Below are 10539 nucleotides of genomic sequence, written 5' to 3' on the forward strand. Positions count from 1 at the left end.
CGCCTGGGCTGACCGAGCGGCTGGCCGAGCCGATCATCGCGAGCGGCGTCCCTTATCTGCCGGGCATCGCCAATTCGGCCGACCTCATGCGCGGGCTCGATCTCGGGCTGACGCATTTCAAATTCTTCCCGGCCGAGGCCAATGGCGGGCTCAAGGCGCTAAAGAGCCTCGCCGCGCCCTTCTATCAGTGTAAATTCTGTCCCACGGGTGGCGTCAGCGAAACCAATGCTCCCGACTGGCTTGCGTTCGAGCCGGTGCTGTGCGTCGGCGGGAGTTGGGTGTGTACAGGGACGCCCGAGGAAGTCGAGGCGAAGGCACGGGCTGCGGCGGCGTTGCGCTAGATGCCCTCTCCCTTTGGGAGAGGGAGGGAGCCACGAAGCGGCGGAAGGGTGAGGGCAGCTTGGCTCTATCTCCGCCCTGCCCTCACCCTTCCCACGCCTTCGGCGCGGGCCCCTTCCCTCTCCCAGCGGGAGAGGGAGTTTACATCTCCCCGCGCGCTCTCCTGATCGCGTACCATTTCTGCACATTGGCGTTATGCTGTTCGAGCGTGTCGGCGAACACATGCCCGCCCGTCCCGTCCGCGACGAAATACAACGCCTGCGAATCCGCCGGATTGAGCACCGCATCGATCGATGCCCGCCCCGGATTGGCGATCGGCCCCTTGGGTAGCCCGGTCATCGCATAGGTATTGTAGCCGTTATTCGCCTCGAGCTCCGAGCGCAGGATACGGCGGCCGAGCGGCTTACCCTTGGTTACCGGATAGATCACCGTCGGATCGGCTTGCAGCGGCATGCCGCGCTTCAAGCGGTTGGAATAGACCGCGGCGACCATCCGCCGCTCCGACGGTTTGCCGGTTTCCTTCTCGACGATCGACGCGAGGATCAGCGCCTCGCGCGGCGTCTTGGCGACGGTCGTCGGCGAGCGTTTCGCCCAGGCCTGGTCGAGATAGAGCGACATGGCGCGCTGCATCCGCTCGATGATCGCCTCCCGGCTGTCGCCGCGCTCGAAACTGTAGCTGTCGGGGAGCAGCGACCCTTCCGCGGGCACGGCGATTTTGCCGGTCAGTTCGGACATCGCCATCAACCGCTCCTGCGCCATGATCGACGGCCAGCCTTCGGGAATGGTGATGAAACGCTGGAGCGTCTTCCCGCCCTGCAGCAGCTTCAGGATGTCCGACTGGCTGAGATGCGCGGGGATGCGATACTCGCCGGCCTTGATTCCTGCCCCACCGCCAAAGAATTTGGCGAGCAACATGAAGCGGCTGGCGGACGAGATCGCGCCGGCCTGTTCGAGTTGCTCGGCCGCCTTGTTGAGACTGGTGCCCGGCGCGATCGAGACGGTGACGTTCTTCTGCAACGGCCCGCGCCCGCCCCAGCTATGGACCAGCCAGAAGCCACCTGCGACCAATAGCAGCGCGGCGACGAGACCGAGGCATCCGAACCGGCTGCCGCCGCGCTTCTTCCGGGCCATGACGGGGTCAGACCGCCTTCATCACCAGGCTGGCATTGGTGCCGCCGAAGCCGAAGGAATTGTTGAGCACCGCCTTGACCTTACGCTCCTTGGCAATGTGCGGGACGAGGTCGACGCCGGCGCAATTGTCGCTGGGATTGTCGAGGTTGAGCGTCGGCGGCACGATCTGGTCGCGCAGCGCGAGAATGCAGAAGATCGATTCGACCGCGCCCGCGCCGCCGAGCAGATGCCCGATCGCCGACTTGGTCGACGACATCGACATGGTGGCGATGTTGTTGCCGAACAGGCGGCGCACGGCGTTGAGCTCGAGTTCGTCGCCGAGCGGCGTCGAGGTGCCGTGGGCGTTGATGTAATCGATGTCGCTCAGGTCGAGGCCCGACTTGCGCATCGCCATTTCCATCGAGCGGAACGCGCCCGACCCTTCCGGGTGCGGCGCGGTGACGTGATAGGCATCGCCCGACAGGCCATAGCCGATCACTTCGGCATAGATTTTGGCGCCGCGCTTCTTGGCGTGCTCATATTCTTCGAGGCACACGACGCCCGCGCCTTCGCCCATGACGAAGCCGTCGCGATCCTTGTCGTAGGGGCGGCTGCCGCGCCACGGTTCGTCGCGGAACCCGGTCGACAGCGCGCGAGCCTGGCCGAAGCCGGCGATGCCGATCGGACAGATCGCGCCTTCCGCGCCGCCGGCGAGCATGACGTCGGCATCGTCCATCGCGATCATCCGCGCGGCGTCGCCGATCGCATGCGCGCCGGTCGAACATGCCGTAACCACCGCGTGGTTGGGACCCATCAACCCGTATTTGATCTGCACCTGGCCGGTGATCAAATTGATTAGTCGGCCGTGAACGAAGTGCGGCGAGACGCGCTTGGGCCCCTTTGCGGCGAGCACCAGCGATTCGCTTTCGATGCCTGGCAAGCCACCGATGCCCGATCCGATCGAGCAACCGGCGCGATAGCGCTCTTCCTCGCTCATATCGGTCAGGCCGGCATCTTCGAGCGCCTGGCCGGCGGCATCGATGCCATAGATGATGAACGGATCGACCTGGCGCTGGACCTTGTGGTCGACACGCTTGTCGGGATCGAAACCATATTCGTGGTCAGCCGGCTTCACTTCGCACGCATAATTGCTGTGGAAATCGGTCGCATCGAAGCGCGTGATCGTCCCCGCGCCCGATTTGGCCGCGATGATATTCTTCCAGGCCGTTTCGACATCCGCCCCCAAGGGGGTCACCAGGCCCAGGCCGGTCACGACTACGCGCCGCATGGTCTTCTCCAATCCAAGTCTCTTACAGCGAAACGGCCCCCCGGCCCTGGGTAACCCTGGGACGGGGAGCCGCTCGTTACTCTATACGCCCGCGGCGGTCAGCCACGGAAAAGAGGGCTCAGCCCTGATGTGCGTCGATATAGGTGATCGCGTCGTTGACGGTCGTGATCTTCTCGGCGGCGTCGTCCGGGATTTCGACCCCAAACTCTTCCTCGAACGCCATCACCAGCTCGACGATGTCGAGGCTGTCGGCACCGAGATCGTCGATGAAGCTAGCCTCAGGCGTCACCGAACCGGCTTCGACGCCTAGGTGCTCGACCACGATCTTCTTCACCCGGTCGGCAGTATCGCTCATTCGTCAGCTTCCCTCTATTGTTCCGGGGCCTGCCCGGGGAGTTTCCTGAACGCACGTAGAACGCGAGTGGTGCCCGCGCAAGAGGCTCTACCGTTCGCCAAGGTCCAGCTCCCGCATTGCGCGATCTTCGGTGAACGCAGCCTCAGCTTCATCACGCATGATCCAGCCGGCGAACACGTCTCCGGTGGTTCCGCTCATCACGCCATCATCCTCGGTGCCGTTGCCGTCGAACCGGAAACCGCTTTTTGCCAAAAAGGCCTTCAGCTTATCGGCCGCCGGCGATTCTCCCTTCACCGTCGCGACCCGGTCGTCGAAGCTCAACGTCCGAAAATATCCGTACAGCGTGTCATATGGAACGGTTCGTGATCCTAACGCGGCATATTTCTTTTTGCCGCTGAGGATTTGGCCCTCCGTTATCACATGCATAATCGCTGCATTTACCCGGTTCTCCGACCATTTATGACCGGCGGCACATTTCACCAGCGCATCCCGCACGGCTGCCTGCGCCGAATCCTTGTCGGCCGCACTACTCGATTCGTCGCTGAGCGCCGAAAGTTTCTCCGGGACCAATCCATATTCGGTGACGGGGCAGTTGATCTCGGCGGCAGCCGTAACGGGAATTGCCGATTGAAATGCAAGCGCAAGAAAAATCAGCATCACCCGTCCCCCAATTGCCCCTGTCGATCCGGTCAGAGGTTGGCAAATTCTGCCGGATAAAACTCGATCGCCGCAAGTGCCGAATAGAATAACAGCACGTGCCGCCGCGCCTGCGCGCCTTTCGTTGCAGCGGTGACAGCGGTCAGCGCACCCGCGGATGCTTTCTCGATCAGGCTCCTGCGATCGTCGACCGGCAAAGCGGCATAGGCCATCGCGAGCCTGGCGGCATCGAGCCCGTCATTCCTGAGCGCGGCTTCGGCGCCCAGCTTCGTCGCTTTGCCCTGCGTATAGGAAACCGCAGCCTGAACCGCGCCCGGCGACCAATTGCCGGCGCTACGGCAGGCCTGGCGGGCGGCGAGCAATGCGTCGCGGTCGGCATCGAGCGCGGCCGCGGGATTGCCTCCCTTGTCGACTGCGGCGACGACACCGTCCCCGATCCGCTGCATCGCGGTCGGGCCCAGTTTCGCTTCGATACAGCCGATATCACCCGATGCCGCCCAGGCGGTGCCGGGCGCGAGCAGGGCGGCGGCGATCAGAATCGTCCTCACAGCATTGCCATCCCGCCATTGACGTGGAGTGTCTGGCCAGTGACGTAGCCGGCTTCCTTCGACGCGAGATAGACTACTGCGGCACCGATATCCTCGCCGGTGCCGAGATCGCCTGCAGGGATACGGCCGAGCAACGCGGCCTTCTGCGCTTCCGGCAGGACGTCGGTCATCGCCGAGCGGATGAAGCCGGGAGCAACGCAATTGACGGTGATGTTGCGGCTGGCGAGTTCCTGCGCCAGCGCCTTGGACATGCCGACCAGCCCGGCCTTGGAGGCGGCGTAATTGGCCTGGCCGGGGTTGCCGGTCGCGCCGACCACCGAGGTGATCGAGATGACGCGGCCATAGCGCGCCTTCATCATCGGGCGGGCGGCGGCGCGAACGAGGCGGAACGCGGCTTCAAGGTTTACCTTGATGACCTGATCCCACTCCTCGTCCTTCATCCGCATGGCGAGATTATCTCGAGTGACGCCGGCATTGTTGACCAGGATATCGAGCTTGCCGCCCAGCGCCTCGACCGCCTGTGGCACGAGCGCATCGACCGCGGCGCCGTCCGACAGATCGCATTGCAACGCGACATGATCCCCGCCGAGCGACGCCCGGAACGCCTCCAGCTTGTCGGCATTCGATCCCGACACGGCGAGCCGAGCTCCCTGCCCGGCCAGCGCCTGCGCGATCGCCGACCCGATCCCGCCGGACGCGCCGGTAACGAGGGCCGTCATGCCTGTGAGGTCGAACATCATTTCATCTCCAGATTTTGACTTTGATTCACGCAAAGGCGCTAAGGCGCAAAGGGTTTGTAGTCATTTACTAGGCGGCGAAGGCCATCCTGGAGCGTCTCGCCGCATTCACAACGCGTCGTCAACGACAGCAGACGCCAAAGCCTCTAGATTCAGCAACCTTCGCGCCTCCGCGCCTCCGCGTGAATCAAAACGACTTAGCCAGTGCCTCGATATCCTCCATCGAGATCACGCTCGACGCGTCGACATCGGGGACGATGCGTTTGACCATTGGGCTCAGGACCTTGCCGCCGAATTCGACGAAGCGCTCGACCCCAGTGTCGGCCATGTTGATCACCGATTCGCGCCAGCGCACCATGCCGGTCACCTGTTCGACCAGCAGCTTGCGGATCGTGTCGACGTCGCTGACCGGCTGCGCGGTGACGTTGGCGAAGACCGCGACCAATGGCGTGTCGATCCGCGCCTCGGCCAGCGCCTTGTCCATCGCATCGGCGGCGGGCTGCATCAGCGGGCAATGGAACGGTGCCGATACCGGGAGCGCGATGGCGCGCTTGGCGCCGTAGTCCTTGGCGATCTCGATAGCGCGATCGATCGCTGCCTTGGCGCCCGAGATGACCACCTGCGACGGATCGTTATCGTTGGCGACGGTACAGACATCGCCCTGCGCGGCTGCGTCGGCGATCTTCTGCGCGATCGTCAGGTCGGCGCCGAGCAAGGCCGCCATCGCGCCCACCCCTACCGGGACCGCTGCCTGCATCGCCTCGCCGCGGTGACGCAGCAATAACGCGGTAGTGGCGAGGTCGAGCGCGCCGGCGGCACATAGAGCGGTATATTCGCCCAAGCTGTGTCCAGCGACGTAATCGGCCTTGTCGGCGAGTTTCAGCCCGCCTTCCTTCTCCAGCACGCGCAATGTCGCGATCGCATTGGCCATGATCGCGGGCTGGGCGTTGGCGGTGAGCGTCAGTTCGTCGGCGGGTCCGTCGAACATCAGGGCCGACAGATGCTGGCCGAGCGCCTCGTCGACTTCCTGGAACACGTCGCGCGCGGCGGCGCTGGCCTCGGCGAGGGCCTTGCCCATGCCCACGGCCTGGCTGCCCTGGCCCGGAAATATGAAAGCGCGCATCCTCAGTCTCCCGTTGAGGCTGCGGCACTAGAAATGCTGCGCTCGTTGCGCAAGTTCAGTCGATCCAGGTGCGGCTCGTTGGCTAGGTCGAGACAAGCTTCCGGCTTGTCCCAGACCGACTGCTTTGAACCGCCGTCATGACTTAACGGCCGCGCACCCCAACAAAGATAATGAAATGGTTCCATTTTCTGAACCGCTATTCATTGCCGCAGCGCGCATGCGACAATATGATACACAATCACCTTTGCCTCGCGACATCTCCACGACAAGCGGTTCCCAGATTGGTTCTCGACGCCGTTCACGACGTCGACCGACTGGAGGTTACAATGAAGAAAGTGATCATCGCCGCTGCCGCCGCATCCATGCTGGCGAGCCCGTTTGCCATCGCTCCCGCGTCCGCCGCGCCGCAACGCCACGAAGTCACCCGGGTCCAGACCGGTCCGCACGGCCGTACCGTGGTGACCAAGCGTGTCGTGACTCCCGCGCGGCCGCAATGGCGCAAGTGGAACAAGGGCCAGCGCTTCGACAATCGCTACGCCCAGAATTATCGCGTGGTGAACAATTGGCAGCAATATCGCGGGCATCGCCTCTATGCGCCGCCGCGCGGCTATCACTGGGTGCGCTCGGGTAACGATGCGGTGCTCGTCGCGATCACCGGCGGCCTGATCGGCGCGGTCATCGGCGGCGCGTTCAACTGAGGTGTAAAAACCCTCTCCCGCTCGCGGGAGAGGGAGGGGCCCGCGCAGCGGGAGGGTGAGGGTCTTCTTCTTTCTTCCTCCTCACGGAATCAAAAAGAAGGAAGAAAGAAGACCCTCACCCTACCCTCTCCCGCATGCGGGAGAGGGCTTTCCACGCCGGAGAGGGCTTTGCTTACCTTGCATTCCATCCACAAACCTGTATGGGAGCCGGCATCGGGGTGGAGGGACGCGTTCTCTCCGCCCCGGTTGCATTGAAGACGATAGCCGGAGGGGCGACCGCATGGTGCGGCGTCAGCGATCGGCCAAGATAGAGGTAAGACATGGCTCTTTACGAGCACGTGTTCCTTGCGCGCCAGGATCTGGCACAAGCGCAAGTGGACGCACTGGCGGAAGCCGCCACCAAGATCATCGAGGACAATCAGGGCAAGGTCGTCAAGACCGAGACCTGGGGCCTGCGCAGCCTGGCCTATCGCATCGCGAAGAACCGCAAGGCGCATTACGTGATGCTTGAGATCGACGCACCGGGTTCGGTCGTCGCTGAGCTGGAGCGCCAGACCCAGATCAACGAAGACGTGATCCGCTACATGACCGTCAAGGTCGACGAGCTCGAGACCGGCCCGTCGGTGATGATGCGCAAGAATGAGCGTGATCGCGAACGTCGCAGCGAGCGCGGCGATCGCAACGACCGCGGACCCCGCGGCGGTTTCGACGGCGAATAAGGAGCAACGACTATGGCACGACCCTTTTTCCGCCGCCGCAAGAGCTGCCCGTTCTCCGCGAAGGACGCCCCCCGGATCGACTATAAGGACGTCCGGCTGCTGCAGGGCTTCGTTTCCGAGCGCGGCAAGATCGTCCCCTCGCGCATCACTTCGGTGAGCGCGAAGAAGCAGCGCGAGCTGGCCCAGGCCATCAAGCGCGCCCGTCACCTGGGCCTGCTGCCCTACCTCGTTAAGTAAGGAGCGCCCGCAATGGACGTTATTTTGCTGGAGCGCGTCGAGAAGCTCGGCGCCATCGGCGATGTCGTGAAGGTCAAGGACGGCTTTGCCCGTAACTACCTTCTGCCGAACAAGAAGGCGCTGCGCGCCAACGAAGCCAACCGCAAGGTGTTCGAATCGAACCGCGCTCGCATCGAGGCCGACAATGCGTCGCGCCGGACCGATGCCGAGAAGGAAGCCAAGAATTTCGATGGCGTGGCGATCACCCTGATCCGTCAGTCGTCGAACACCGGTCAGCTCTACGGATCGGTCGCGGTTCGCGATCTGGTCGAAGCGCTCGAAGCCGATGGCCACAAGGTCGCCAAGTCGGCGGTCGTGCTCGCCAAGCCGATCAAGGCGATCGGCGTATATGACGTGAAGGTCCAGCTGCACCCCGAGGTCGCCGTGACCGTCAAGGTCAACGTAGCCCGCTCGCCCGAAGAGGCCGAGATGCAGTCGAAGGGCGTCGACGTCATGGCGCAGATGTTCGAGGAAGGCCGCGAGGTCACCGGGTTCACCGAGGATTACGATCCCAACGCCGAGCCGGGCGCGACTGCCGAGGCGCCTGCCGCCGACGCTGCTGCGCCGGCTGCCGAGGAAGCTTCGGAAGGCTGAGCCTTTCCGGCTTCGGGCATAGAAAAAGGGCCGTCCGGGAAATCCCGGGCGGCCCTTTTCTTTGCGACCCTTCGGGGGGAGGGAGGGTCGGCTAGCGACGTACCGACGGGGGGATTTCAGTACGTCGAAACACAGGCGCTCACGACCGCCACCAGCGGAACCAGCGCAAAAACGAACGGCAGCACCTTCACGGTAAATTCCAGTCCATCAGCAATCTTTCGCGCTACTGAAAATGCGTACGAGGTCACGAAGTTTCCAGAAGATGAACGGAAAAGTTTTTCTTTGAGCGCGGAACCTTTTCCTCGCGGCTGCCGAGGATACGTGGCCGCATAGAAAATTCGCCCACGCACCGGATCGGGACGACGCCATGTCGACATTGCCATTCTTCACCGTCGATGTGTTCACGGACACGCGTTTCGGCGGAAATCCGCTGGCCGTTGTCGTCAGTGCCGACGCGCTCGACGATCGCACGATGCAGGCCGTGGCGGCCGAGTTCAACCTGAGTGAGACGACCTTCGTCGTGGCGCCGTCCGATCCCGCCCACACCGCCCGGGTGCGCATCTTCAATCGTACCGCCGAAATGCCGTTCGCCGGTCATCCGATGGTCGGCACCGCCTTCGTCCTCGCAAGCCAACGCCCCGAGCTGGTCAAAGCAGTGTTCGAAGTGCCCGCAGGGATCGTACAGGTCGACATCCACCGCAACGGCGAGGGCGCGCCGGTCGGCGCGAGCGTCGTCGCGCCCCAGCCGTTGAGCTTGGGGGACGTTGTCGCGCCCGAGGTCGTCGCTCGCGCACTTCAACTCGACCCCGCGGCTGTAGTAACGAAGCACCATCTTCCGATCGCGGCGTCGAACGGCAATCCCTTCATCATCGCCGAATTGACGGCCGAAGCACTGTCGGGAAGCGATCCCTCGCTCGCAGCGTTCAGAGAAGCGCGTGACGCCTATCCACAATTCGGCGACCGTTTCGCGCTCCACGTTTATTCCAGGGACGGTCAGGTTCTCCGCGCCCGGATGTTCGCCCCCCTGTCCGGGACGTGGGAAGACCCCGCCACCGGCAGCGCCAATGCGCCGCTCGCCTGCCTGCTACTGTCGCTCGACCCCGAAGCGCAGGCCAGTCGCTTCGATATCCACCAAGGCGTCGAGATGGGCAGGGCTAGCCTGTTGCAAGTCGAGGCACGTCGCACGCCGGAAGGGATCGTCGCGACATTGCGCGGTTCTTGCGTGGCGGTCATGCAAGGCGAGATCACCCCGTGACCGGAAGGCAGCGCCCCCACGGTTAGGTGCGTTTCGACTCCAAATCGCCTCCGGCGAGACAGTTACTTCAAGACGTACTGGTCACTTCCGCCCGAACAACTTCTCGATATCGCCATGCGCGAGCTTCACCCAGGTCGGGCGGCCATGGTTGCATTGGCCAGAATGCGGGGTCACCTCCATCTCGCGGAGTAGCGCATTCATCTCGGCGACCGACAGGACGCGACCGGCGCGGACCGAGCCGTGGCAGGCCATGGTCGAGGCGACGTGGTCGAGGCGTTCTTTAAGGCTCAGCGCCTCGTCGAACGCGGCGAGTTCGTCGGCGAGATCGGTGACGAGGCCGGTGACGTCCCCCTGCCCCAACAGCGCCGGCGTCGAGCGGACCAGCATCGCGCGCGGGCCGAAACGTTCGAGGTCGAGGCCGAGCTCGGCCAGTTCCTCGATCCGCGCCTCGAGCCGGTCGCAAGCGGGTTCGTCGAGTTCGATCACTTCGGGCAGCAGCAATGCCTGCGCCGCGACCTTGCCGCCGGCGAGCGCGGCGCGCATGCGTTCGAGGACTAGGCGCTCATGCGCGGCGTGCTGGTCGACCAGCACCAGGCCGTCTTCGGCTTCGGCGACGATATAGGTCTTCGCCACCTGGCCCCGCGCGACGCCGAGGGGATGAGCGACAGTGTCCGGCGGGGGCGCCCACGCCGGCTCCGCGCGCGCCAGCGGCGGCGGCGCGCTGAAGCTGGGCCGACGTTCGAACACCGCCGAGGGCAGGCGCGACATAGTCAGTGTCTCGCCTTGCGGTTCGTCCCATAAGGTTGGCGTCGGCGCGATCGGCTCGGGCCGCCACGCGGC

15 protein-coding genes are annotated in these 10539 nt (G+C 64.2%); 6 read left to right on the forward strand and 9 right to left on the reverse strand.

Translation table 11 applies throughout. The features are described 5' to 3' along the window. A partial coding sequence (locus SAS01S_RS20165; RefSeq protein ID WP_500799084.1) for a beta/alpha barrel domain-containing protein occupies positions 1-341 on the forward strand: 341 nt, incomplete at its 5' end. Positions 342-480: 139 nt separating this feature from the next. On the opposite strand, the gene mltG is transcribed toward SAS01S_RS20165, so the two are convergent. The 7 genes from mltG to fabD all read right to left on the reverse strand — a co-directional run bounded on the left by mltG (position 481) and on the right by fabD (position 6157). After that, the gene (gene mltG / locus SAS01S_RS20170; RefSeq protein ID WP_066812761.1) at positions 481-1470 is read right to left on the reverse strand and encodes an endolytic transglycosylase MltG; all 990 of its coding nucleotides are present in this window, start codon (positions 1468-1470) and stop codon (positions 481-483) included. A 7-nt stretch (positions 1471-1477) separates the two neighbouring features. Further along, positions 1478-2737: a beta-ketoacyl-ACP synthase II gene (gene fabF / locus SAS01S_RS20175; protein WP_066812762.1), complete on the reverse strand. Its 1260-nt coding sequence runs from the start codon at positions 2735-2737 to the stop codon at positions 1478-1480. A gap of 118 nt (positions 2738-2855) precedes the next feature. Then, positions 2856-3092 carry an acyl carrier protein gene (locus tag SAS01S_RS20180; protein ID WP_066583498.1) on the reverse strand — a complete coding sequence of 79 codons (237 nt, stop codon included), beginning with the start codon at positions 3090-3092 and terminating at the stop codon, positions 2856-2858. A gap of 87 nt (positions 3093-3179) precedes the next feature. Continuing rightward, positions 3180-3749 (reverse strand): hypothetical protein, encoded by a 570-nt coding sequence (locus SAS01S_RS20185; protein WP_066812763.1) that lies wholly within the window; start codon positions 3747-3749, stop codon positions 3180-3182. A gap of 32 nt (positions 3750-3781) precedes the next feature. After that, a complete protein-coding gene (locus SAS01S_RS20190; protein WP_066812768.1) occupies positions 3782-4297 on the reverse strand; it encodes a hypothetical protein in 516 nt (171 codons plus the stop codon). Beyond that, positions 4294-5034 (reverse strand): 3-oxoacyl-[acyl-carrier-protein] reductase, encoded by a 741-nt coding sequence (gene fabG / locus SAS01S_RS20195; protein WP_066812776.1) that lies wholly within the window; start codon positions 5032-5034, stop codon positions 4294-4296. Before fabG ends, SAS01S_RS20190 begins: the two co-directional genes overlap by 4 nt. A 187-nt stretch (positions 5035-5221) precedes the next feature. Next, positions 5222-6157 carry an ACP S-malonyltransferase gene (fabD, locus tag SAS01S_RS20200; protein ID WP_066812769.1) on the reverse strand — a complete coding sequence of 312 codons (936 nt, stop codon included), beginning with the start codon at positions 6155-6157 and terminating at the stop codon, positions 5222-5224. A gap of 326 nt (positions 6158-6483) precedes the next feature. On the opposite strand from fabD, the gene SAS01S_RS20205 reads away from it, so the two are divergent. The 4 genes from SAS01S_RS20205 to rplI all read left to right on the forward strand — a co-directional run bounded on the left by SAS01S_RS20205 (position 6484) and on the right by rplI (position 8444). Further along, a complete protein-coding gene (locus tag SAS01S_RS20205) occupies positions 6484-6855 on the forward strand; it encodes an RcnB family protein (RefSeq protein ID WP_066812770.1) in 372 nt (123 codons plus the stop codon). Between the two features lie 320 nt (positions 6856-7175). Then, on the forward strand, positions 7176-7574 hold the full coding sequence (gene rpsF, locus SAS01S_RS20210; RefSeq protein ID WP_066812771.1) for a 30S ribosomal protein S6: 399 nt from the start codon (positions 7176-7178) through the stop codon (positions 7572-7574). A gap of 12 nt (positions 7575-7586) precedes the next feature. After that, on the forward strand, positions 7587-7811 hold the full coding sequence (rpsR, locus tag SAS01S_RS20215) for a 30S ribosomal protein S18 (protein WP_066583513.1): 225 nt from the start codon (positions 7587-7589) through the stop codon (positions 7809-7811). Between the two features lie 12 nt (positions 7812-7823). After that, on the forward strand, positions 7824-8444 hold the full coding sequence (rplI, locus tag SAS01S_RS20220) for a 50S ribosomal protein L9 (RefSeq protein WP_066812772.1): 621 nt from the start codon (positions 7824-7826) through the stop codon (positions 8442-8444). 116 nt (positions 8445-8560) lie between these two features. Here rplI and SAS01S_RS22680 read toward each other — a convergent pair whose 3' ends face one another. Further along, positions 8561-8821, reverse strand: coding sequence for a hypothetical protein (locus SAS01S_RS22680; RefSeq protein ID WP_157082926.1), 261 nt, complete (start codon positions 8819-8821; stop codon positions 8561-8563). On the opposite strand from SAS01S_RS22680, the gene SAS01S_RS20225 reads away from it, so the two are divergent. After that, positions 8812-9699, forward strand: a complete 888-nt coding sequence (locus tag SAS01S_RS20225; protein WP_066812774.1) for a PhzF family phenazine biosynthesis protein — start codon at positions 8812-8814, stop codon at positions 9697-9699. The two genes, SAS01S_RS22680 and SAS01S_RS20225, sit on opposite strands and share 10 nt — an antisense overlap. 81 nt (positions 9700-9780) lie before the next feature. Here the strand turns inward: SAS01S_RS20225 and SAS01S_RS20230 are convergent. Next, a partial coding sequence (locus SAS01S_RS20230) for a DNA mismatch repair MutL family protein (RefSeq protein WP_500799085.1) occupies positions 9781-10539 on the reverse strand: 759 nt, incomplete at its 5' end.

The organism is Sphingomonas asaccharolytica NBRC 15499 (assembly GCF_001598355.1).
Classification (GTDB): Bacteria; Pseudomonadota; Alphaproteobacteria; order Sphingomonadales; family Sphingomonadaceae; genus Sphingomonas; species Sphingomonas asaccharolytica.

What these genes read in the sequence shown, in the direction of transcription:
- SAS01S_RS22680 (WP_157082926.1), bottom strand. Translation starts at nt 8,821, where the DNA reads ATGTCGACATGGCGTCGTCCCGATCCGGTGCGTGGGCGAATTTTCTAT.
- SAS01S_RS20185 (WP_066812763.1), bottom strand. Translation starts at nt 3,749, where the DNA reads ATGCTGATTTTTCTTGCGCTTGCATTTCAATCGGCAATTCCCGTTACG.
- SAS01S_RS20225 (WP_066812774.1), top strand. Translation starts at nt 8,812, where the DNA reads ATGTCGACATTGCCATTCTTCACCGTCGATGTGTTCACGGACACGCGT.
- fabF (WP_066812762.1), bottom strand. Translation starts at nt 2,737, where the DNA reads ATGCGGCGCGTAGTCGTGACCGGCCTGGGCCTGGTGACCCCCTTGGGG.
- fabG (WP_066812776.1), bottom strand. Translation starts at nt 5,034, where the DNA reads ATGTTCGACCTCACAGGCATGACGGCCCTCGTTACCGGCGCGTCCGGC.
- rplI (WP_066812772.1), top strand. Translation starts at nt 7,824, where the DNA reads ATGGACGTTATTTTGCTGGAGCGCGTCGAGAAGCTCGGCGCCATCGGC.
- SAS01S_RS20180 (WP_066583498.1), bottom strand. Translation starts at nt 3,092, where the DNA reads ATGAGCGATACTGCCGACCGGGTGAAGAAGATCGTGGTCGAGCACCTA.
- rpsR (WP_066583513.1), top strand. Translation starts at nt 7,587, where the DNA reads ATGGCACGACCCTTTTTCCGCCGCCGCAAGAGCTGCCCGTTCTCCGCG.
- mltG (WP_066812761.1), bottom strand. Translation starts at nt 1,470, where the DNA reads ATGGCCCGGAAGAAGCGCGGCGGCAGCCGGTTCGGATGCCTCGGTCTC.
- rpsF (WP_066812771.1), top strand. Translation starts at nt 7,176, where the DNA reads ATGGCTCTTTACGAGCACGTGTTCCTTGCGCGCCAGGATCTGGCACAA.
- SAS01S_RS20205 (WP_066812770.1), top strand. Translation starts at nt 6,484, where the DNA reads ATGAAGAAAGTGATCATCGCCGCTGCCGCCGCATCCATGCTGGCGAGC.
- fabD (WP_066812769.1), bottom strand. Translation starts at nt 6,157, where the DNA reads ATGCGCGCTTTCATATTTCCGGGCCAGGGCAGCCAGGCCGTGGGCATG.